20 protein-coding genes are annotated in these 21,719 nt (G+C 50.2%); 4 read left to right on the forward strand and 16 right to left on the reverse strand.

All coding sequences use genetic code 11. The features are described from left to right. Positions 1-11: 11 nt before the first annotated feature. From ACZ5PT_RS18775 to ACZ5PT_RS18800, 6 genes are all read right to left on the reverse strand, one after another. Positions 12-452, reverse strand: a complete 441-nt coding sequence (locus ACZ5PT_RS18775) for a Fur family transcriptional regulator (RefSeq protein WP_464264546.1) — start codon at positions 450-452, stop codon at positions 12-14. Between the two features lie 213 nt (positions 453-665). Then, positions 666-1,418: a cytochrome c biogenesis CcdA family protein gene (locus ACZ5PT_RS18780; protein ID WP_464264547.1), complete on the reverse strand. Its 753-nt coding sequence runs from the start codon at positions 1,416-1,418 to the stop codon at positions 666-668. A gap of 19 nt (positions 1,419-1,437) precedes the next feature. Further along, positions 1,438-1,971, reverse strand: a complete 534-nt coding sequence (locus ACZ5PT_RS18785) for a TlpA disulfide reductase family protein (protein ID WP_464264548.1) — start codon at positions 1,969-1,971, stop codon at positions 1,438-1,440. 20 nt (positions 1,972-1,991) lie between these two features. Continuing rightward, positions 1,992-3,302 (reverse strand): trypsin-like peptidase domain-containing protein, encoded by a 1,311-nt coding sequence (locus ACZ5PT_RS18790; RefSeq protein ID WP_464264549.1) that lies wholly within the window; start codon positions 3,300-3,302, stop codon positions 1,992-1,994. Positions 3,303-3,316: 14 nt separating this feature from the next. Continuing rightward, positions 3,317-4,666: a sigma-54-dependent transcriptional regulator gene (locus ACZ5PT_RS18795; protein ID WP_464264550.1), complete on the reverse strand. Its 1,350-nt coding sequence runs from the start codon at positions 4,664-4,666 to the stop codon at positions 3,317-3,319. Further along, positions 4,659-5,804: a two-component system sensor histidine kinase NtrB gene (locus ACZ5PT_RS18800; protein ID WP_464264551.1), complete on the reverse strand. Its 1,146-nt coding sequence runs from the start codon at positions 5,802-5,804 to the stop codon at positions 4,659-4,661. Before ACZ5PT_RS18800 ends, ACZ5PT_RS18795 begins: the two co-directional genes overlap by 8 nt. Positions 5,805-6,010: 206 nt before the next feature. Here ACZ5PT_RS18800 and ACZ5PT_RS18805 point away from each other — a divergent pair, with 206 nt between their 5' ends. The 3 genes from ACZ5PT_RS18805 to ACZ5PT_RS18815 all read left to right on the forward strand — a co-directional run bounded on the left by ACZ5PT_RS18805 (position 6,011) and on the right by ACZ5PT_RS18815 (position 8,289). Beyond that, the gene (locus ACZ5PT_RS18805; protein ID WP_464264552.1) at positions 6,011-6,532 is read left to right on the forward strand and encodes a hypothetical protein; all 522 of its coding nucleotides are present in this window, start codon (positions 6,011-6,013) and stop codon (positions 6,530-6,532) included. Positions 6,533-6,679: 147 nt separating this feature from the next. Continuing rightward, positions 6,680-7,618: an AEC family transporter gene (locus ACZ5PT_RS18810; protein ID WP_464264553.1), complete on the forward strand. Its 939-nt coding sequence runs from the start codon at positions 6,680-6,682 to the stop codon at positions 7,616-7,618. Between the two features lie 77 nt (positions 7,619-7,695). After that, positions 7,696-8,289 (forward strand): 50S ribosomal protein L11 methyltransferase, encoded by a 594-nt coding sequence (locus ACZ5PT_RS18815; RefSeq protein ID WP_464264554.1) that lies wholly within the window; start codon positions 7,696-7,698, stop codon positions 8,287-8,289. A gap of 7 nt (positions 8,290-8,296) precedes the next feature. Here ACZ5PT_RS18815 and ACZ5PT_RS18820 read toward each other — a convergent pair whose 3' ends face one another. The 9 genes from ACZ5PT_RS18820 to ACZ5PT_RS18860 form a co-directional block, all read right to left on the reverse strand. Then, positions 8,297-9,916, reverse strand: coding sequence for a sensor domain-containing diguanylate cyclase (locus ACZ5PT_RS18820; RefSeq protein WP_464264555.1), 1,620 nt, complete (start codon positions 9,914-9,916; stop codon positions 8,297-8,299). A 136-nt stretch (positions 9,917-10,052) separates the two neighbouring features. Beyond that, a complete protein-coding gene (locus ACZ5PT_RS18825) occupies positions 10,053-10,790 on the reverse strand; it encodes a succinate dehydrogenase/fumarate reductase iron-sulfur subunit (RefSeq protein ID WP_464264556.1) in 738 nt (245 codons plus the stop codon). After that, a complete protein-coding gene (locus tag ACZ5PT_RS18830; RefSeq protein ID WP_464264557.1) occupies positions 10,790-12,706 on the reverse strand; it encodes a fumarate reductase/succinate dehydrogenase flavoprotein subunit in 1,917 nt (638 codons plus the stop codon). The genes ACZ5PT_RS18825 and ACZ5PT_RS18830 overlap by 1 nt, the downstream gene beginning before the upstream one ends. A 10-nt stretch (positions 12,707-12,716) precedes the next feature. Then, positions 12,717-13,391, reverse strand: coding sequence for a succinate dehydrogenase cytochrome b subunit (locus tag ACZ5PT_RS18835; protein WP_464264558.1), 675 nt, complete (start codon positions 13,389-13,391; stop codon positions 12,717-12,719). Between the two features lie 407 nt (positions 13,392-13,798). Next, positions 13,799-16,456, reverse strand: a complete 2,658-nt coding sequence (locus ACZ5PT_RS18840; protein ID WP_464264559.1) for a valine--tRNA ligase — start codon at positions 16,454-16,456, stop codon at positions 13,799-13,801. Between the two features lie 129 nt (positions 16,457-16,585). Continuing rightward, a complete protein-coding gene (locus tag ACZ5PT_RS18845) occupies positions 16,586-18,523 on the reverse strand; it encodes a response regulator (protein WP_464264560.1) in 1,938 nt (645 codons plus the stop codon). Beyond that, positions 18,520-18,978 carry a chemotaxis protein CheW gene (locus ACZ5PT_RS18850; RefSeq protein WP_464264561.1) on the reverse strand — a complete coding sequence of 153 codons (459 nt, stop codon included), beginning with the start codon at positions 18,976-18,978 and terminating at the stop codon, positions 18,520-18,522. Before ACZ5PT_RS18850 ends, ACZ5PT_RS18845 begins: the two co-directional genes overlap by 4 nt. After that, positions 18,975-19,427: a chemotaxis protein CheW gene (locus tag ACZ5PT_RS18855; protein ID WP_464264562.1), complete on the reverse strand. Its 453-nt coding sequence runs from the start codon at positions 19,425-19,427 to the stop codon at positions 18,975-18,977. The genes ACZ5PT_RS18850 and ACZ5PT_RS18855 overlap by 4 nt, the downstream gene beginning before the upstream one ends. A 117-nt stretch (positions 19,428-19,544) precedes the next feature. Further along, entirely contained in the window at positions 19,545-20,585 is a 1,041-nt protein-coding gene (locus ACZ5PT_RS18860; RefSeq protein WP_464264563.1) for a deoxyguanosinetriphosphate triphosphohydrolase, read from the reverse strand. A gap of 231 nt (positions 20,586-20,816) precedes the next feature. Here ACZ5PT_RS18860 and ACZ5PT_RS18865 point away from each other — a divergent pair, with 231 nt between their 5' ends. Continuing rightward, positions 20,817-21,245 (forward strand): Ros/MucR family transcriptional regulator, encoded by a 429-nt coding sequence (locus tag ACZ5PT_RS18865; RefSeq protein ID WP_464264564.1) that lies wholly within the window; start codon positions 20,817-20,819, stop codon positions 21,243-21,245. 62 nt (positions 21,246-21,307) lie between these two features. Here ACZ5PT_RS18865 and ACZ5PT_RS18870 read toward each other — a convergent pair whose 3' ends face one another. Next, the gene (locus ACZ5PT_RS18870) at positions 21,308-21,694 is read right to left on the reverse strand and encodes a DUF2914 domain-containing protein (RefSeq protein WP_464264565.1); all 387 of its coding nucleotides are present in this window, start codon (positions 21,692-21,694) and stop codon (positions 21,308-21,310) included. Positions 21,695-21,719 lie beyond the last annotated feature (25 nt).

Consider the following 21,719-nt stretch of genomic DNA (forward strand, 5'->3'; position numbering starts at 1 on the left):
TTAAGGAATAATCAGTTGCCGGAGGCGACACAGGACGCGCAACGACCGTAGAGTTCGAGACGATGATTTTCAATCGTAAATTGATGCTCAGCAGCGACCGATTTCTGCAACGCTTCAATCTGTGGCTCTTCAAATTCGATAATCAAACCACATTCGGTACAAACCAGATGATCATGGTGTTCTTCACCATGAATCGGCTCAAAACGGGTCTGTCCGTCACCAAAATTGCGCTCTGCAGCGATACCACATTCGGCAAATATCTTCAGGGTGCGGTGTACCGTCGCATAACCGATTTTCGGATATTCTTCGCGCAGCTTTAAATATAAATCTTCGGTAGAAAAATGGGAATCTGAGGCAATAAAGGTTTCCAGAATGATCATACGTTGACTGGTCGTCTTCAACCCCTTACGACCGAGATAGTCGTTAAAAACCTGAACCTGATCCATTGGCATACCCTCCATGCAAGATATTGAAAATGATTTTCAGAAACTAGGCTATCACAGAGAAAAGGTCAAGATAATTTCACCTATGGAACAAACCACTTCAAATATCGACAGCAATATTTTATTAAATAAAAGACTGCGCTCTTAGCTGTGCACGCTATCAATATAAAAAAAGCGCCCCACAGGGACGCCTTTAATACATGAGAACTTGATTACCAACAGCTATCCAAACGAAGGGGGGAAGATTTCGTAAAGGAATCCGGCAATACGTCCGAACATGTCAAAGAAAAGCAGAACACCGGCCAGCATCAACAAAATACCGGTCACAAGCTCGACAATGCGGATATGTTTTTTGAAGCGGTCGAAAAAACCGAGAAAGGCATGAAAGAGGATTCCGGAAATCAAAAAGGGCACACCCAACCCAGCCGAATAGAAGGAGAGTAGCAACACTCCCTGGCCAACGCCGCCAGAACTACTTGCGGCAATCGCCAAAATCGCGCCAAGAATCGGACCGATACAGGGTGTCCAGCCGGCAGCAAAAGCCACTCCAACCAAAAAAGTACCGATAAACCCAGCCGGTTTGTCGCGCAGCTGGATCCGTTTTTCACCAAGTAGTACACCAAAATGGAACAGCCCACTTAAGTGAATTCCGAACAGAAAGATCAGCACACCACCGACCTTCTGAATTATCTCCAACCCTTCCCGCAGGTGGGTCTGAAAAGAGGACGAGAACAATCCCGCCAGAGCACCCAGGGCGATGAAAACAGCAGAGAATCCGGCGATAAAGGCCAGTGAATGAAAGATGACCGTCAGCCGCACCTTGGCGCTGGCCTGGGCATCCTTGAGTTCACCGAAAGACAGCCCGGAAATGTAAGTCAGGTACGACGGAATCAGCGGCAGAACGCAGGGCGAAAAATAGGAAAGCAGCCCAGCAGAAAAAGCCAGCCAGATTGTGATATCGGCACCAGCGTCCATAACTTATAACCTTAAGTCCTCAACCGTTGAGGAGAAAATTGACCAATTTAAAAGCAGGGCCGGACGTCCAGTCTATCGCACCAGTGACCGTCTCGACGACATTGCCATTACGGTCAATGATGAAGGTTTCCGGAAATTGGTAAACACGATAGAGATTCTGCGCTTCGGCGGCATCATCCAACAGAATCGAAAAAGTGTACGGGGTGCGCTGTAAAAAACGTTTTACCTGTTCGGCACCGTTTTCTTCAACGTTGACAGCTAAAACCACCAACCCCTGATCCTTGAACTTACGATGCAGGAGTTCCATCGACGGCATCTCTTCGCGGCAGGGAGGACACCAGGTCGCCCAGAAGTTAAGCAGAACGACTTGCCCTTTAAAATCGGACAGGGAAACCTTCTGCCCCTGCATATCCAACAGGCTAAAATCAGGAGCCAGCTGACCAGTACTTGCCCCCGCAGATACTGGTAATTGCGCACCCTGCTCTTCACTGCAAGCGAAAAGAGGTAAAACAATGAACAGCAGCAGTAGACCCTTGAGCAGCGCTAAACGCATCCAGTCTATCCCTTCAATCTTCAAGGCAACTCAACCAGGTAGCCGCGGGTACTGCGAACGACCAAAAAAGCGAGTGGTACGCGTCCAATCCGCTCAGCCATCACCTGTTTGAAATCGGCCAGGCCGGCAACCACCATTCCGTCAATCTTGGCAATCTGGTCACCCGGCTTGATCCCAACTTTATCAGCTGGAGAGCCGGCGGCAACTTCGGAGACCAATAAACCACCAGCTTCCTCGTGCAGACGAAAGCCGAAAGTCTGCAAAGTATATGATATTTCATATCCCTCCGGCAAGGAGGTTAATAAAACTCTCTCTTCCAATTCCCGTAAGCCGCGCAGCAGGGAAATACGCAGTTTGTCTCCCGGAGTGTAGGTCTGCAGCAGCGAGTAGTATTCTTCGATCGAGGCAACCGGGACATCATCAATTTCCAGAATCACGTCTGCCACCTGTAAACCGGCTGTTTCTGCCGGCGACCCAGATAACAATTCCTCGACCAGCACGCCACCATCGCCATGTGAACGGGTGAAAGATCGACTAACGTCGACCGGAACAACACCCAGAAAGGCACGACGCACCCGGCCATACTCCATCAGATCGCCCATCACCCGCTTGGCGGTATCGATGGGAATAGAAAAGCCGATTCCCTGGGCCTGACGGGCAATGGCGGTGTTAATGCCAACCAGTTCGCCATTGATATTGATCAGCGGGCCACCTGAGTTTCCCGGGTTGATCAGCGCATCGGTCTGAATAAAGACCGAAGAGAAGTTTTTATCGACCTGAATGCGTCGCTTGCTTGAACTGATGATTCCAGTGGTGATCGAATGTCCCAGCCCCAGGGGATTGCCGATAGCAATAACCGTTTCGCCAAGGAACAGATCATCGGAACGGGCCGGCAACAAAAACGGATAGCTCCCTTCTGCGGCAATCTTTAGCACCGCCAAATCGATGCTGCTGTCTTTGCCAACCAGAGTCGCTTCCAGTTCTTTGTTGGTTTCCGGCAAGGCAACAAAGATCTTCGAGGCTTTATCGACCACATGAGCGTTAGTGAGAATGTAGCCCTGACCGTCGATAATCACTCCGGAACCGAGGGATTGGGTTTTATAACTCCGTGGCGGCAGCATGTCGTTAAAAAATTGATCGAAGATTGAATCACCGAAACCAAAAAATGGACTATTGCGACGGCGCACGATCTGTTCGGTACGAATATTAACAACAGCATCCCGAGCTTTGGCTACGGCTGCCACAACAGCACTACGCCGTTCGGCAGCGACGGTCCCGGTCACCGCAATAAGAACAAATAATAATGAGCAAACAAGGGAACGGATCAACATAAATCAAACAACTCCTAAACAGTCTTAATGCTGTATTTTTCCAAACGATAAAGCAATGTGTGGCGGGGGATACGTAAAAAAGCCGCAGCTTTGGTCTTATTGCCATCACAGCGGCGCAGCGCCTCTTCCACCGCCTCTTGCTCGAGGGCCTCGAGTGAATAACCCCCATCCGGCAAGTTGAGGACACCGCCACTGCGCACGGCGGAGCGCCCAATTCGCTGTGGTAAGTCGGAGAGTTCCAGGACATCTCCCTGACGCAGGATCAACATCTGCTCGACAACATTCTCCAGTTCACGAACATTGCCCGGCCAACTGTAGCTGCGCAGATGCTCGACCACCTCCGAAGAAAAACGCACACCCACACCAGCTTGCTGCTTGCAGAGAAAGAAATCAAGCAGGAGCGGGATATCCTCTTTGCGCTCACGCAGGGGGGGCAGCTCCATCGGCACGACTGCCAGACGGTAATAAAGGTCCTCACGGAACTCACCGTTTAGCATCGACTCTTCAAGATCACGATTAGTCGCCGCAACCACCCGGACATCAACTCGCTCGGTGGTTCCACCAACCGGTTCGAACGACTGCTCCTGCAGGGCACGCAGCAGTTTCGGCTGCAGGTCGATGGGCAGGTCGCCGATTTCATCCAGAAACAAGGTCCCGCCATCAGCGAGAGAGAACTTGCCCTTACGATCCTTGATGGCACCAGTGAAGGATCCCTTAAGATGTCCAAACAATTCACTCTCAATCAGATCCTTAGGGATCGCCGCACAGTTAACGGCAATAAAAGGACCGTCACAGCGCTCTGATCCGCGGTGCAGAGCCTTGGCTATCACTTCTTTACCGGTGCCGCTCTCGCCACTGATCATTACGGAGGCTTGGCTGGCCGCAACCTTTTCGACGCGCTGCAATAGCAGCTGCATACCTCTCGATTCCCCAATGATCTGCTCCCGGTCAAGCGTGGCGGAGAGGGCGTCTTTAAGGCGCGTATTTTCCTGCCGCAGACTACCGAACTCAAACGCCTTGGCGACGGTCAGGCTCAGTTGTTCACGACTGAACGGCTTGGTCAGGTAATCATAGGCGCCGGACTTCATTGCACCGACTGCATTTTCGACCGAACTAAAGGCAGTGACAATAATAACCAAAGTCTGCGGTTCCAATTGTAAAATAGCCTCTAAAACCGCATAACCGTCCATTTCCGGCATTTGCACATCGGTAATCACCAAAGCCGGCCGATGCCTTCGAAACAGGGCCACCCCTTCTGTCCCGTTGGCCGCGGTAATCACCTGATAGCCTGCTTCCTGCAGGTTAAATTCGGTCACCCGCCGCAAAGAAACGTCATCATCAATCAATAATATTTGTTTAGCCATCGGCTTCCTCGCTAGTACAGGGATGATCAACAGGCTGTAAAATCAAAGTAAATTCGGCACCACCCTCGGGAGCATTGCGCACACTGATCTGCCCACAATGGTTCTGCACGATCCGATAGGTGATCGCCAGCCCTAAGCCAGTCCCTTCATCTTTGGTGGTGAAAAATGGATTAAAAATACGGTCGAGATCCTCTTCAGGAATCCCCGGTCCGCTATCGCGAAAACGCAGCAGGATCCGCTTATCAGTAACTTCACTTTCAATCCAAAGCTGACCTCCCTGGCCCATCGCCTGAAAGGCATTCAACACCAGATTGAGAAAAACTTGTTTGAATTGTCCAGCGTCACCAATCGCCGCCGGCAGCGGAGCCTCATCCCAATTTACAGAAATACGATCCTTACCTGCTTGTTGCTGACTTAACTGCATCACTTCATGCAGCACCAGATCCGGCTTAAAATCATTCTGTTCACTGGAGCCTGAGCGAGTGAAACTCAAAAAATCCTCAAGGACCTGATTCAAGCGATCAACCTCAGCGATCAGTATCCGAGTGAACTCGGCATATTTATTATCGGCGGGGAACGCATCCTGGAGAATTTCAGCCGTGCCTCGAATTGAGCCTAAAGGATTGCGGATTTCATGGGCCATGCCAGCCGACAGTTCCCCCAGTGCGGTCAAGCGGTCAGCTTGTCGCAGTTGATCCTCGATTTCCAGAATCATGTCTGCCTGGGCACGCAGTTTGGCATAACTTACCTCCAGATTTTCGGCGTGAGCCTCAGCACGCTGCCGTTGTGAACGCTCTTTATCGGAAAGAAAACCGGTGAGAAAACCGATGGTATTGTAAAGCAGAATTTCTAAATACTGCTCAAGATGAATAGCTGGCAGGTGCCCCCATTGAAAGAGCACGTGAGGGGCGTAGAGCAGCGAAACCAGTAACGCAATTCCAACCCCGCCGCGCAGGCAAAACCAAATTCCACCTAGTACAATCGGCAAATAATATAATCGCCGATAAATACCGTGATTTTGCGCGTGCTCTGTCCCGGTTAAGTAATGCAGCGAGGTTACTGCCGCAACGAGCAGCAGTAACAATGTTAGCCGGGTAACTTGGCGACGATCTGTGAACATTTCCAATAGTGACTTCATGTTGTTTAATTTATCACCTAAACCGTCTTCTTACGTTGACTATCCATCAGCACATTGTTGAATATTCTACAAAAGCAATCACTGGCTGTCCAGGACTAAATATAACTACCTGTTTTTACGTAGGTTAATATTTGGCACGGGTATTGAATAACAGTATAAACAAGAACGCAGAAAACAAAACAACTCGTTGCCTTTAGGAGCACATCATGAAAAAAAATACCACTATCGCAATCGCCAGTATCTTCGCAGCCGCTACTTTACTTTCTGCCAACATGATCGATAATTCCCCGCCATCAGGGTATTTTGTAGACGAACAGCGCGTTTCCTCGCTCGGTGACACAGAAGAACTGCGTGGCTACAACGTTGATGAGCAGCGCGTTTCCTTCCTAGGTGACACAGAAGAACTGCGTGGCTACAATGTTGATGAGCAGCGCGTTTCCTCCCTGGATGACACAGAAGAACTGCGTGGCTACAATGTTGATGAGCAGCGCGTTTCCTCCCTGGATGACACAGAAGAACTGCGTGGATACAATGTTGATGAGCAGCGCGTTTCCTCCCTGGATGACACAGAAGAACTGCGTGGATACAATGTTGATGAGCAGCGCGTTTCCTCCCTGGGTGACACAGAAGAACTGCGTGGCTACAACTTTGATGCCGCGAACCATGGATCGGTTGATAAAAATGATGACATCGTCTACGACTTTTCCAACCTGCACTTGATCGGCTGATATAAGCTCTGGCGACAATTAAATTATCAAGCACGAATCGCTGCTACCAATAAGGCAAAAGGGACCTCAAACGAGGCCCCTTTTGCCTTATTGACAAGATGGACAGTCTGCTATTTCTGAGTTATGCTGCAGCGTCTCGGAGATATCATGTCGCTTTTACTTAATACCATCACAATTGTTCTGCCGGTCTTCTTGGTTATTGGCCTCGGTCACCTGCTACGCCGGTTGGCTTTATTTGACGACCTTTTCGTACAGCAAACCAACCGCTTGGTCTACGTCGTTTTTCTTCCATTGCTGCTGTTTTACAAGATCGGCAAAGCTGATTTTGCAACTTCATTCAATGGTTCTTTGGTCATCGCTTCATCATTGGTCATCGTTTTAGGCTTTATTATCACCTATGCTTACAGCGGATTCAGGAATTACCCCGCCCCAGTGCGAGGCAGTTTCTGCCAAGGAGCCTTTCGCGGCAATCTTGCTTATGTCGGCCTGGCTATCTGCCTCAATGCCTACGGAGATGACGGCTTAACAAGAGCCGGCATTCTGATGGGGTTTCTAGTCCCAGTACTGAACTTGTTCGCTATCCTTGCGTTACTCCTCCCCCAGCAGAAAACAGACGAAAAAAAGCCCAACTGGCTTACGCAAGTTGCTCTAAATCCGCTTATCATCGCCTCTTTTCTCGGCATTACCTGGAGCTATTGGCAGCTGCCGATTCCACTGATTATCGACCGTGCCCTCAATATCACCACCGGCCTGACCCTGCCATTGGCACTGCTGGCTATCGGCGGTTCCTTCTCCATTGAACGGCTCAAAGGGGATTTACGCGTCGCGGGTCTCGCCAGCAGCATCAAACTGGCCCTGTTACCACTGCTGGCAGCACCACTTTTGATAGCTCTGAATGTTACGGGCATTGACTTCGGTATTGGCATTTTGATGGCCGGGACACCGGCTGCCACAGCAACCTACATCATGGCCCACCAGATGAAGGGCGATGCGGAACTGGCAGGCTCAATCGTCATGCTCTCAACCCTGGCCTCGGCCTTCACCTACACCATCGTGCTGATGCTGCTTAAAACAGCCGGACTATGATGTCGTTAGGTTTTCTAGCCCCCCTGCGCTCCCTACCAAGCGAGAGCAGCAGCATTTTATAAAATTGGAGATAGACATTGAAGGAAGATTATCAACCCTTTGTCCTCGGTTCACGTTTCTGTATTCTGCCTCCTGATTTGACACCGCCGCCAGGCAACCAGATCAATCTGACCATGGAACGAGGTGCCTTTGGCTCAGGTGAGCATGAAACAACGCGAACCTGCCTGGAGGCGCTGGAGAGTTTCAACTTTACCGGCAACGAAAAAATTCTTGATCTCGGCAGCGGCACCGGAATCCTCTCAATCGCCGCGCTCCTGCTCGGGGCCGGCAGTGCCTGGTGCGTCGACATAGAAGAAGCGGCGGTGGCAAGCTGTGAACAAAATTGCCAGTTAAACGGGGTAAACGATAAAGTGACTCACATTTTCGGTACTTTGGATGCAACCCAAGAAGAGGATTTTGACCTGATCCTAGCTAATATTTACGGAGATATCCTGCTGGATGTCGCAACGGACCTGATTGCGAAAGCAAAGCCGGGCGCCCAACTACTGCTATCCGGAATTCTCTGGGAATATAATTTTGATATCCGTCAGAAATATCAGCGCCTTGGCTGTGAAGTGATTAAAAACCGGATATTAGAAGAGTTCAGTACGGTTTTGTTAGTTAAATCCTGATAGAAAATCAGGCTGATTGACTTGTTTCCTGAGATTGCCAGACAACGGTCCGGTTACGACCTTCCGCCTTGGCTCGATAGAGTGCTTGATCCGCGCAACTGACCAATTTCTCCATACTATTGGCATCATGCGGAAAAGCCGCGATGCCAAGGGAGATCCCCACCGAAACGGGAGTGGTCTCTGATTGCAGGGCCAAATTGTGCACCAACAGCCTTAAGCGTTCGGCAACCTTCCACGCTCCGTGCTGATCAGTATCTTCAAGAAGGATGGCAAATTCCTCCCCACCAGTTCTGGCCGCCAAATCGACCGACCTGACGACGCGATCAAAGAGTTTCGCCACCTGTTGCAGGACGGTATCGCCGAAGGGATGTCCATAACGATCATTGATCTGCTTAAAATGATCGATATCGCAGAGAATTAAATAGAGGGAACCGGAGCGACGGCGGGCGCGATCGAGCATCGCCTCGAAACCACATTGATAGGCACGACGGTTGGCTATTCCAGTCAATGCATCGACCGTCGCCATCCGATTGATCTGATCGTGCGAATTCGCCAGCTCGATTTTAATCACTACCTGAGTCGCCACCAACTCCAACATTTCCCTACAAGTGCGGGTAAAACTGTCGGCTTGTTTTGCCGCGACGATCATCGCCCCGACCACCGGGCCATCCTCCTGTAGCAATGGCACAACCATCAATGAACGATAAGCTGCAAACAGGTGCGCAGAACTGAACACTGGAGAAGTCCCGGAGTAATCGGCATTATCAGGCAGCGTACAACGATATTTCATGGCCTGCCCGACCAAGCCCTGCTCGACGGGAAAGGATTGCTCGGCTAATTTCTTCGCATTATCACCATACACACAACGGATACGATACTGCTCATCTTCGACAAGGCAGATCGAAAAAAAATCAGCCGGGACGATAGTTTTAATCGCTTCAGCCGTGGCGGCACATGTCGATTCCAAACCAAGCGCTGCATTTAACTTACGCAAGCCATCAAATGCTCGACGGTAGGCATGACGTTCGCGATCGTAGCTAAACAGCTGTCTGGCCATAGCAACATTAGCCTTTAACTGCTCAGCGGTCTTTGCAACCAAAGCATGTTCCGAAGCACTCCACGCATCTTTGCTTTGTCGATCGACGCAAAGCAGCCCAAGACCATCCAGCTTGAGGTCAGAAGAGGCCAACACCGTCATCCTAATCGCCATGAAACTGCCGACCTGATTATTTGTCGTATAATAGGGAATTGATGGAGAGAATTCGTTTACCGGTGCCAACAATAATTCATCATGCTCTTTTAACACTCCGGTAATACCAACCCCACAGGGGTAGGGACCGGACTGCAATTGACCAGACGTGCTGGAAAAAGCGTACAAGGAGAGTTGGCCCGCTGCTGGACCGGACCATAAAATCACCGCAGAGTTAAGCTGCAATACCTGCTGCAACATCTGCAACTGACGTTGACAACTTAAATGCAGTTGGCGAATAATTTTTTGTCGATTAGGGACTGCCACGCCGCCGCTATGTTCACAGACAAAAGGAAGTTCAGCATAATGATCCTCTTTCAATGCATGAACTTCAGACTGATGTGCGTTTTTTATCCACCGAGACAACCAGTTTTTCATCCAAAAAACCTGTCCTAACCATCAACAATTACCACCTAACTAAAAGTAAGCCATCCTAACATATTCCCCTGTTTGAGCAGACGAAAAAAGGGCGAATCCGAAGATCCGCCCTTTTTCTTTTTATCTGTTACTCATATTAAACGAGTGACTTTACATACTCGCGGTTGAGCCGGGCAATAAATTTAACGTTGATACCTTTCGGACAGGCTTCCTGACACTCATAGTGATTCGTGCAGTTACCGAAACCTTCATCGAGCAACGCTTCGGTCATTTCCTTGACCCGCGCCTTGGCTTCGCCTTTACCCTGCGGCAGAGCCGCAAGCTGAGCAACCTTGGCGCTGGTAAAGAGCATAGCCGAGCTGTTCGGACAGGAAGCAACACAGGCACCGCAACCGATACACTCAGCAGCATCCATGGCATAATCCGCTTCCGGCTTAGGAATCAACAGTGCGTTACCGTCAGCGACACCACCGGTATGACAGGAGGTGTAACCGCCAGCTTGCATAATCTTCTCCAGAGCATCCCGGTCAACAATTAAGTCTTTGTGAATCGGGAACGCCTTGGCACGCCACGGCTCGATAAAGATTTCATCGCCGTCACTAAAAGAACGCATATGCAGCTGACACACGGTGGTCCGCTCTTGGCCGCCGTGTGGCTTACCATTGATCACCTGCGAGCACATACCGCAGATACCTTCGCGGCAATCGTGATCGAATGCAATCGGGTCTTTACCAGCTTTGATCAGGTCCTCGTTGACATCATCGAGCATTTCAAGGAAAGACTGATCTTCACTGACATTCTTAGCTTGATAAGTCTCAAGCTTGCCTTTAGCCTCTGGCCCCTTCTGGCGCCATACATGCAATGTCAGGTTCATTATTTGTAACTCCTCACGGCAAGTTTGACATTTTCGAATTTCAAGGGCTCTTTGTGTAACTCAGGCTCTTTGTCGACGCCCTTGAATTCCCAGGCAGCAGCGTAAGTGTAGTTTTCATCATCACGCATCGCCTCACCATCGTCAGTCTGATGCTCAGTCCGGAAGTGACCACCACAGGATTCCTCGCGATGCAAGGCATCCTTGGCAAAGACTTCGGCAAACTCGAGGAAGTCGGCCAAACGACCGGCGTTTTCGAGTTGCTGATTGAGCTCACCGGCTTCGCCAGTGACGTTAACGTTGTTCCAGAATTCGTCACGAATCTCCGGAATACGCTTGATGGCCTTCTTGAGACTGGCATCGCTCCGTGCCATGCCGACATCTTCCCACATGACCGAGCCAAGCTCACGGTGCAGCTCACTGACAGTCTTCTTGCCGTTGATGTTCAGCAGTTTGGTATTCTGAGCTTCAACTTCATCAGCCGACTGCTTAAATGCCGGATGATCGTCCTTGACGGTTCCTGGAGTAATACCAGCCAAGTAACCAGCGATGGTGTAAGGAATGACGAAGTAACCATCAGCCAGACCCTGCATCAGTGCCGAAGCACCGAGACGGTTAGCACCATGGACCGAGAAGTTGGCTTCACCGAGGACAAACAAGCCGGGGATATTGCTCATGCAGTTGTAATCAACCCACAGACCGCCCATGGAATAGTGCGGGGCCGGGTAGATACGCATCGGCTGGGTGTAAGCGTTTTCGTCAGTAATCTTTTCGTACATTTCGAACAGGTTGCCGTAACGCTCAGCGATGGTCGGCTGACCAACACGATCGATAGCGGTTGCGTAGTCGAGGTAGACACCACGCTTACCTGGTCCAACACCACGTTCGTCGTCACACTGCTCTTTAGCTGCACGGGAAGCAATATCCCGAGGAGCCAAGTTACCAAAGGAAGGATACTTCCGCTCCAAGTAGTAATCACGATCATCTTCAGCGATCGTATGAGCAGGCTTCTCGCAGTCTTCCTTTTTCTTCGGTACCCAACAGCGGCCATCATTCCGCAACGACTCGGACATCAGCGTCAGTTTCGACTGCTTGTCACCATGCTGAGGAATACAGGTCGGGTGGATCTGGGTGTAACATGGGTTTGCGAAGTAAGCGCCCTTTTGGGCTGCTTTCCAAGCTGCGGTAACACTACAACCCATGGCGTTGGTTGACAGGTAGAAAACATTGACGTAACCACCAGTAGCCAGGATAACAGCATCGCCCCAATGGGACTCGATCTTACCGGTGATCAGGTTACGAACGGTGATCCCCTTGGCAACACCGTCAACCACAACCAGGTCAACCATTTCAGTCCGCTGATGAAGCTTTACGGTACCGGCTTTAACCTGACGGGAGAGTGCCGAGTAAGCACCGAGCAACAGCTGCTGTCCGGTCTGACCACGGGCATAAAAAGTCCGCGAGACCTGGGCACCACCGAAGGAACGGTTATCGAGGTAACCAGCGTAGTCACGAGCAAAAGGAACGCCCTGTGCAACACACTGATCAATAATGTTGTTCGACACCTGAGACAAACGCCAAACGTCTGCTTCACGGGCACGGAAATCGCCGCCCTTGATAGTGTCGTAGAACAAACGGTAAATGGAGTCACCGTCGTTCGGATAGTTTTTCGCAGCGTTGATTCCACCCTGGGCAGCGATGGAGTGAGCGCGGCGGGCACTATCCTGGTAGCAGAAAGCTTCGACATTGTAGCCAAGCTCACCAAGAGATGCTGCGCCAGCGCCACCGGCGAGGCCGGTACCAACAACGAGAATCTTAAACTTACGCTTATTGGATGGATTGACCAGCTTCATATCGAAGCGATGTCTATCCCAAGATGTTTCAATTGGTCCTGTAGGTGCTTTTCCGTCGAGAATCACAATAAACCCCCTAAATCTTTACGATATGGAAGAGGAAAGCCAGCGGAATCGCGGTGTACGCCAAACCGTAAAAAATGGCAACCAGTTTACCGATAGCAGCAACTTTGTCCTGACTCGGTCCATTGTTGAGGCCGAAGGTCTGAACAAAACTTTGCAGACCGTGGCTCAAGTGCAGGAACAAGGCTGCCATTGCAATGACATAGACAACGGAAACGAAAACGCTGTTGAAGCTGTTTCCGACCATGGCAAAGACGTTAGGGCGATCGTTGACCAGAGGCAGCAACGTAGAGACAGCGTCTGTGTGAACGACCTGCACGGTAAAGTGCAGCAAGTGGTAAAGCAGGAAAGCCAGGAGGATCAGTCCGGTGTAGATCATCGATTCAGCAGAGAAGGTGGTCTTCAGCCGCTTTTTGATCGCGTAGGCTTCAGGAGATGCAGAGCTGTTCTCCATCGTCAGTTGAATGCCGAAAGTGATATGCACGGCAAACAGTCCCAACATCGCCAGACGGAAAATCCAGACGATCGGGCCCAAGCTGTGCAGCTTTTCGGCATAAATGTTAATTGCTTCGGAGCCGGCAAACACCGACATATTTCCGAGCAGGTGGACAGTAATAAATCCGACCAGCATCATGCCGGTCACTGCCATCAAGATCTTTCGTCCCACTGTGCTTGTTAACAAATGCATAGTTTCATATCCCTCGAGAATGTGAATTGATTGCCCATCAAAGAATGCCTCCCTGACTCAATCACCAGTGCCTTTCCAAGGCGGCTCAAGGCCCGGCACGTCGCTCCTTTTGAAACTGAGCCTTCTCTCTCCCTGGCGGTCCACGCCAGCGTACCTTCCTCCTTTGCATTGATTTAATCCTTTCGGCAGCTTGTCGAAACCTTTTGGTTCGATGCAGCCAAGCACGATCGGTTGTTATAATCAAATCGTATACTGTATACTAAACATTGTTATAAAATTAAACAAAAAAAGCCCAATGTAGGCGAATTCTAATCCTGGGAGCCTTCAACAGCTTCACCGTAAAGATATCTTCGGGTTACAAACAAAAACGACCGGAAAGGTCATCCCCTTCCGGTCATTATTTTGATCTACCTCAGAGTGAGGATTTTCTCCAAACTCTGTTGCAAAATCGCAATCTTTTCTTCAGACCCGGCCAACTTGCCTCGATCCTTTTCCAACACCTTTGGCGGTGCATTGGCCACAAATTTTTCGTTAGAGAGTTTCTTGGAGAAGAAATCGACATCCTTCTGCACCTTGGCGATCTCTTTCTGCAGTCGCGCTGCCTCCTCTTCGACATCGATCAGTCCAGCCAAAGGAATCAGCACCTCAACATCACCAGCAACCTGGGTTGATACCTGTTTTGGATGCTCAAGGCCAACGGCGACCTGCAACTCTTCGACCCGGGCCAGCGACTTGATATAGGCCTGACCGGCGGTGATAGCAGCAACCGATTGTTCCGATTTGCAATCCAGCGCCACAGCAATCCGCCGCCCCGGCGGCACATCCAACTCGCCACGGATATTGCGGATCGCCCGGATGACCTCCATCAACAGCTCCATCCGCTCCACCGCAGACGGATCAACCGGGCAAAAAGCGCCAACCGGGTACTCTGCCTGCATAATCGACACACAGGGGCGCTCCCCAGGCAGCACTTGCCAAATCTCCTCGGTGACGAAAGGCATCAGCGGATGTAACAGACGCAAGACTCCTTCCAAAACGGTATAGAGAACTGTTTGCGCACGTTTTTTCGCCTGAGGATCATCCCCATAGAGGTCATCCTTACTCAACTCAACGTACCAATCACAGAATTCATGCCAAGTAAAGGAGTAGAGACTGCTGGCGACATCGTTAAACTTGTATTCAGCCAGAGATCGATTTGCCCCTTCGGCTGCCTTGGCAAAACGATCGAGAATCCACTGATCGGCCTGCGAAAGTTCAAAATCAGACAAGCGTGCCTGCGATGGATCAAAGTCCCCCAGATTCATCAACGCAAAGCGGCTGGCATTCCAAAGCTTGTTGACAAAATTCCGATAACCACCGATCCGCTCGGGAGAGAGCTTAATATCACGCCCCATAGCGGCAAAAGCACAGAGCGTGTAACGGAATGCGTCAGCACCATACTCATCAACGATGGTCAAGGGGTCGATAACGTTGCCCTTACTCTTACTCATCTTCTGCCCCTGGGAATCACGTACCAAGGCATGGATGTAAACTTCCTTAAAAGGAACCTCATCCATAAACTTGATCCCCATCATCATCATCCGGGCAACCCAGAAGAAGAGGATGTCGAAGCCGGTCACCAGACAACTGGTCGGGTAGAATTTTTGCAGAGCTTGGGCATTTTCAGGCCAACCCATGGTTGAAAAGGGCCAGAGAGCGGAAGAGAACCAGGTATCCAGGACATCGGTTTCCTGGCGGATATTAGTGCTGCCGCAATGCGAACAGACACTAGCATCTTCCTTCGCAACGGTGATTTCATCACAATCGTCACAGAACCAAGCCGGGATGCGATGCCCCCACCAGATCTGGCGACTGATACACCAATCCTGAATATTGTACATCCACTCGTAGTAGGTTTTTTCCCACTGCGCTGGGATAATCTTGGTCACTCCAGTCTCGACCGCCCTGATGGCCTCTTTGGCCAGCGGCTCAACACCGACATACCACTGCTTGCTCATGTAGGGTTCAATAACAGTCCGACAACGATAACACTCGCCGACGGAATTGGAGTAATCGTCTATCTTCTCAATCAGGCCCTGGGCCTCAAGATCAGCAACAATACTCTTGCGCGCTTGGCCACGCTCCTGCCCCTGGTAGATTCCGCCATTTTCGTTGATCACACCAGACTCATCGAGGACGTTGATAACTTCCAAAGCATGTCGCTTACCGATTTCGAAGTCATTAAAATCATGCGCCGGGGTGATCTTCACCGCGCCGGAACCAAACTCCATGTCGACGTAATCATCGGCGATAATCGGAATCTCGCGATTGAGCAATGGCAGCAACACGGTCTTGCCGATCAGATCTTGATAGCGCTCATCTTCTGGGTTAACCGCCACAGCGGTATCGCCAAGCATCGTCTCAGGACGGGTAGTCGCCACCACCAAACACTGATCACTGCCCTGCACCGGATAGCGCAAATGCCAAAGGTTGCCCTTTTTATCATCATGCTCAACTTCGAGATCAGACAGGGCCGTATGGCAACGCGGACACCAGTTGATCAAGCGGTTAGCCCGGTAGATCAGACCATCGTCATAGAGTCGAACGAACACTTCACGGACCGCCGTAGAAAGCCCTTCATCCATGGTGAAGCGCTCACGTTGCCAGTCACACGAAGCCCCGAGCCGCTTAAGCTGATTGATGATCTGCCCGCCCGACTCCTCACGCCATTTCCAGACCCGCTCGACAAACTCATCCCGGCCAAGATCGTGGCGATCCTTGCCCTCTGCCGCCAACTGCTTTTCGACGACATTTTGCGTGGCAATTCCAGCGTGGTCGGTCCCCGGCATCCAAAGGACTTCATGGCCGGTCATCCGCTTCCAACGACAAAGCATATCCTGCAGGGTATTGTTGAGAGCATGCCCCATGTGCAAGACGCCGGTGACGTTAGGTGGCGGAATAACGATCGAGTAAGGTGGTTTAGTGGAGGTTTCATCGGCATGAAAATCACCACGTTGTTCCCAGACATCAAACCATTTCTGCTCTACCTGAGCGGGCTCGTAACCTTTAGGCAATTCAGTTTTCATCTTGTGCGTGTCCTTATTTATGAAGCCAATGAGATCAGGAATATATGCGGGGGACAATAAAGGGGGGAGGCAAGGAAGTCAAGACCTCCCTGCCTCCCCCCCCAGAAGGAAAAGCTATGTATTGCGAGCCTATTCGGCGCCCTGCCTGATCTTTCGAATCTCTTCACGAATCATCGATTCTGCGAGATCGGGAACCACCTCCCAAACAACCTGCTCAAGCATTTCCCTGGCAAGCGTTTCGATCGTCGAACCGGCCACTTTGGCAACGACCTCCTTTAACTCATCCTCAGAAAGTTCGCGTAACTGTTGCTCGACATGCTCGACATTGGAGACACCTTCCGTAGCAGCAACTGCAACCACAGTTGCGGCACCCGCCACACCCGCTGCTAGCTCGGCAGCAGGCACAACAATGGGCTGCTCCTCCGACTCGGAGGCATCGGAATAGAAACCCTCATTTTCGGAGATATCGGATTCGACCTCAACGTCCGAAACCTGCTCATCAATCGGCTCAGCAAGGAAAGATTCCGGAGCCGCCTCAGCGACATTTTCAAATTCATCAACGGTGGCTGCGTCCTCTTCGAGCACGAGCTCCTCTTCGGTCTCAACGACAGGTTCTTCAATTTCCTCAGCTACAAAAACCGCCTCTTCCGGTGCGATTTCATCGACCGGCAGTTCTGCAAGCGGGGACTCAATCGATTCAGCAGCAAACGGAGCAAAAGCGACAGGTTCCTCTAATGGCTCATCCTCAAGGATATCCTCCTCTGCCAAGTCAAGGATCTCATCATCCCCATCCAACAAGTCATCACTCAAAGGCTCAACGAGGGGAAGATCTTCATCCTCAACAACACTTTCCTCGGCAGCCAAAACGGATTCCCCTGCAAGCTCAAGCGGCTCAGCAACCACGGTATCGAGCTCAAGTGGCTCATCAACCTCGGTATCGAGCTCAAGTGGCTCATCAACCTCGCTGTCGAGCTCAAGAGGCTCATCAACCTCGGTATCGAGCTCAAGAGGCTCATCAACCTCGGTATCGAGCTCAAGAGGCTCATCAACCTCGGTATCGAGCTCAAGCGGCTCAGCAACCATGGTATCGAGCTCAAGCGCCTCACCAACCTCGGTATCGAGCTCAAGAGGCTCATCAACCTCGCTGTCGAGCTCTAAAAGCTGATCAGACTCAGCCGCAAATCCAAGAGGCTCCCCTTCTGCGGGCTCGGCAACAACTTCGTCACTCAGCTCCAAGGGCACGGAATCATCTGCGATAAAATCACTAATTTCATCCGTACGTGGCTCTTCAGGCGATGAAAAGTCGACCGACTCAGCAGCAACTCCCCCCAAAACCTCATCAGACTGGAAACGATCTGTGGGCAGCTCTTCATCCGTAGCAATGGGCTCCTCGCTGACAAATACATCGTCAACTGCGGTTGCGGGGCTCTCGGAAAAATCAGAAACAAGATCAACCGTCGGAGACAGATCTGCAGATTGCTGCAGGTCTTCTTCCTCGAAGGAGACCGCATCCCAGATATCATCAGGGGATTCCTCTTCAACCGGGGCAACAGTAGCCAAGTCCTCGACTTCATCCAAACCAAGAACCACGTCATCGACAACAGATTCCTCTGCAATCACTAGCTCTGGGCTATCTTCGGCAACAAACCCCAAATCCTCTACAGGCAGCTGCTCCTCGGAGGCAGCCAATTGAACCGGTGCAGCCTCAATCAACTGAGAGACCTTATCGAGCAGAGCCTGAGATTCAAACGGCTTGGTCAACCAGCCGTCGGCACCAACATCCTGGGCACGACTCTCATCAAAATGATCGAAAGTTCCAGGCAACAGAAGAACAGAAGTATGGGCCAAGCGAGGCTCGTTCTTAATCGCCTGACAAAGCTCAAAGCCATCCTTCCCGGGCATAGAAATGTCGGCAATCACCAGATCGGGATATTCCTCGAGTGCCTTATCGAATGCATCGTTTCCGTCATCACTTACCAGTAACTGGTAGTCTTCTGTCGCGAAGATAATACCGATGACCTTTTGAATAGTAATACTGTCATCAGCAAGCAGCAGCTTTTTTGTCATTGATGCCTCCTCGCACCATCGATATCAGGCTTATTTTCAGACCCTTGGGTCAATGAGATTGCCAAAAAATCGATATCCAGAATTTTAAATTCCCTACCCTGACACTCAAAGGTTCCAACGATGCCAGAAGAATGCTTACCCTCAAAAACCATCAAAGTCCCTTTATCCCCTGCAACAATGCCGCAGGTTTCTCCTGCCGGCAAAGCAACCATACCGCTTTCCGACTCAGTTAATATTTTATACTCTGCGCTACGCGATACCAGCAATCCGCCTTCAGAAAAAAAAGGCAACATCAACAGGGGGACCAACCGCCCTTCACTAACAAGAACTTCAGCAACCATAGCGGGGAGACACGGCAACGAGTACCCCATGGCCTGATGAACAATTTTGCGCAACTGCAGCAAAGGAACAGCATAACCAACCGAGCCGATACGGAAGAGGCCATACCTGATCATCGGAAGACCGGTGCCGCCCCGTAATATTGTTCTGGCTCAAAATTAATCATAGGCTCATTCATCAGAAGGCTGATCTCTGAATAATAACCAGTAATGGACTTTTTTAATAAGGGGGGAATCTCGCAAGACTGAAACATTGTGGCCGGTAAAATCTCTTCTACTCGGTCAACCAACAACGTCCAATTGCCCTCACCCCCTCGTAAGATCAAAGCGGTTTTCTCAGTTATTGCGAGCTCCGATTGTGAGTTAAGATGCAAACACGGGTCAACAACAGGAATGTTGGTCTGACGAAAATAAAACGAGCCAACTATCCCCTGATCCAGGTCTGTTCGACTGGCATCAAATTGCCCTGCAAACTGTTCACAAATCTCAACAACCCAGTCCAGATCTAACAGAAAACCGGTCTTGCCAAGACGAAAAATCAGCTTTCTGGAAGCAGCATGGACCATGAAACCTCAAACCAAATACGACTCGTTGACTTTTACACATAAAGCGGTTTTAACGCTAGCATAGCGAATAACCACTGTCAAGCCTTTCCCCGGGGGAATTCAAGGAGTTACCGCACATCAGACAACCCTCCAAGGCTGTGGCAAAAAGAGGCGACTATACAGCGACAGAGCAAAGCGATCTGTCATTCCGGCGATAAAATCAGCCACCGAAATTTCCAAACCGTCACCACCTAGCCTGCGACCGCCGTGTTGTAAAAAAACCGCCTCATTATCAATAAAATAGAGAAACAATTCACGCAACAGGTGCGAAGCCTTGATAAAATCTTCATGGACACAATCGATACGATAGACATGCTCATACAGCCAACTACGCAATGCGCGAATCGCCCCATCCATCTCATCCGACAATCTGATCGCAAAGACATCACCAGCAAGTGATTGCTCTATCAAATCGCGGACCATACAATCGATACGCCGTGAGTGCTTAAGCCCGACAACTCGAGATATCTCCTTAGGCACATCGTCGGGCACAATCACCCCCCCCCGAATAGCATCATCGAGATCATGACTGACATAAGCAATAATATCAGCCAAGCGAACAATTTGCCCTTCAAGGGTAAAAGCCGATGAGTCAGGTCCGGGTGTCAACAAGCCCCCCTGCCCTTTGGAGTGTTTACGAATCCCATCACGAACTTCAAAGGTGAGGTTCAGGCCCTGGCCATCCTTTTCCAGGATATCAACAACACGCAAGCTTTGCTTGACATGATGAAACCCACCAGGCACGAGGTCATTAAGAACGCGTTCGCCAGCATGGCCGAAAGGAGTATGTCCAAGATCATGCCCCAAGGCAATCGCCTCGGTAAGATCTTCGTTTAATCGTAATGCCCTGGCAACAGTCCTCGCGACCTGAGAAACTTCCAAAGTGTGGGTCAACCGCGTCCGATAATGGTCCCCCTCGGGGGACATAAAAACCTGAGTTTTATACTTCAATCTCCGGAATGACTTACTATGTAAAATACGATCGCGGTCATGTTGAAAAACGGTTCGAATAGAACAAGAAGGACTAGGTCGCTCCCTTCCTTTCGAGTTCATACTGAGGCAGGAATGTTGCGAGAGGGTTTCAGCTTCACGCTGTTCAATAGATTCTCTTATGTCCATAAACAATTACCCGTAGCAGGGAAAAGCAAAGAAAATGAAGGACTAATTTTTGAGTTAAGTTGATAAATAAAACATATCTGCTATTTAAATTAAGTATTCAAAAAAGTTCAAAATAATTTTACCCTTGCTTTTCATATCAAATCAGGCTTTAAACTAACCTCTATAAGAGAGGTGGGGGGCCATACAAATCATCAGATACTTAACCGTCCATCGTAAAGAAGGAGAGTTTTAATGGCAACAATCATGGAAATGGCTGCTGAAATTATCGCAGCACACGCATCGACAACTCCAATGTCCAAAGAAGAGCTAATAGCAGAACTCTCTGAAGTTCATAGCGCCCTTACCTCCCTTGAAAAAGGCGAATCATTGGAACAGGCCGAAACGTCAGTAGATGCTCCGGCAGTAACACGGAAGAAAGCCTTCGGTAAAGATAAAATTTATTGCATGATCTGCGGAAAAGGCTTTAAAACCTTATCCCGGCATCTAAAAACTTCTCACGATATGACCGCCTCAGGATATCGTAAGCAGTTTGACATCCCGCGCAGTCAATCCCTCGCGGCTAAAAACTACTCTGAAAGCCGACGACAGATGGCCATTGATCGTGGTTTGGCCGACAATCTGGCCAAGGCTCGTGCGGCTCGTGGCAAAAAGAAAAAATAAGTTCGCACTCCATCGTAATAAAAAAGGCGACCCAGCAGGGCCGCCTTTTTTATTACAACAAATCACTTAAGGACAAAAGGAACGGTTGTTAATTGATCCCCATTGACATCGAGCACAACAACCCGCCACTCACCAGCCCACTGCGGAAGAAAACGTTTTGAGGAATAAGTCCGCCAGTCGGCTGAACCGACCGACAAATCCACCCGGGCAAGTTCATCATCCTGATAATACCAAACGTGCGTTACCTGAGTATCTTTCTCAGCCCCGACAATTCGAGTAAAGCAAAATAACTTCCCATAATCGGCAGGGTAAACGTCGATACGATCTACCGGCATCTGATTTTCAATGGCGGTGGTTATCACAGCATCCGTGACGCGAACAGCGGATGCCTCAGCCGTCCAGACGAAAAGACCGGAAACCATTAATAATGAGAGAAAATATCTAACCATTTTCAGCCCCCATCGAAAAAGAAAC

The organism is Desulfuromusa ferrireducens (assembly GCF_055389805.1).

Excerpts from the sequence above, each read along its gene's own strand:
- ACZ5PT_RS18835 (WP_464264558.1), bottom strand. The coding sequence starts at position 13,391 with ATGCATTTGTTAACAAGCACAGTGGGACGAAAGATCTTGATGGCAGTG.
- ACZ5PT_RS18780 (WP_464264547.1), bottom strand. The coding sequence starts at position 1,418 with ATGGACGCTGGTGCCGATATCACAATCTGGCTGGCTTTTTCTGCTGGG.
- ACZ5PT_RS18785 (WP_464264548.1), bottom strand. The coding sequence starts at position 1,971 with ATGCGTTTAGCGCTGCTCAAGGGTCTACTGCTGCTGTTCATTGTTTTA.
- ACZ5PT_RS18800 (WP_464264551.1), bottom strand. The coding sequence starts at position 5,804 with ATGAAGTCACTATTGGAAATGTTCACAGATCGTCGCCAAGTTACCCGG.
- ACZ5PT_RS18870 (WP_464264565.1), bottom strand. The coding sequence starts at position 21,694 with ATGGTTAGATATTTTCTCTCATTATTAATGGTTTCCGGTCTTTTCGTC.
- ACZ5PT_RS18860 (WP_464264563.1), bottom strand. The coding sequence starts at position 20,585 with ATGGACATAAGAGAATCTATTGAACAGCGTGAAGCTGAAACCCTCTCG.
- ACZ5PT_RS18855 (WP_464264562.1), bottom strand. The coding sequence starts at position 19,427 with ATGGTCCATGCTGCTTCCAGAAAGCTGATTTTTCGTCTTGGCAAGACC.
- ACZ5PT_RS18810 (WP_464264553.1), top strand. The coding sequence starts at position 6,680 with ATGTCGCTTTTACTTAATACCATCACAATTGTTCTGCCGGTCTTCTTG.
- ACZ5PT_RS18805 (WP_464264552.1), top strand. The coding sequence starts at position 6,011 with ATGAAAAAAAATACCACTATCGCAATCGCCAGTATCTTCGCAGCCGCT.
- ACZ5PT_RS18865 (WP_464264564.1), top strand. The coding sequence starts at position 20,817 with ATGGCAACAATCATGGAAATGGCTGCTGAAATTATCGCAGCACACGCA.
- ACZ5PT_RS18820 (WP_464264555.1), bottom strand. The coding sequence starts at position 9,916 with ATGAAAAACTGGTTGTCTCGGTGGATAAAAAACGCACATCAGTCTGAA.
- ACZ5PT_RS18825 (WP_464264556.1), bottom strand. The coding sequence starts at position 10,790 with ATGAACCTGACATTGCATGTATGGCGCCAGAAGGGGCCAGAGGCTAAA.
- ACZ5PT_RS18775 (WP_464264546.1), bottom strand. The coding sequence starts at position 452 with ATGCCAATGGATCAGGTTCAGGTTTTTAACGACTATCTCGGTCGTAAG.
- ACZ5PT_RS18795 (WP_464264550.1), bottom strand. The coding sequence starts at position 4,666 with ATGGCTAAACAAATATTATTGATTGATGATGACGTTTCTTTGCGGCGG.
- ACZ5PT_RS18850 (WP_464264561.1), bottom strand. The coding sequence starts at position 18,978 with ATGATCAGGTATGGCCTCTTCCGTATCGGCTCGGTTGGTTATGCTGTT.
- ACZ5PT_RS18845 (WP_464264560.1), bottom strand. The coding sequence starts at position 18,523 with ATGACAAAAAAGCTGCTGCTTGCTGATGACAGTATTACTATTCAAAAG.
- ACZ5PT_RS18840 (WP_464264559.1), bottom strand. The coding sequence starts at position 16,456 with ATGAAAACTGAATTGCCTAAAGGTTACGAGCCCGCTCAGGTAGAGCAG.
- ACZ5PT_RS18790 (WP_464264549.1), bottom strand. The coding sequence starts at position 3,302 with ATGTTGATCCGTTCCCTTGTTTGCTCATTATTATTTGTTCTTATTGCG.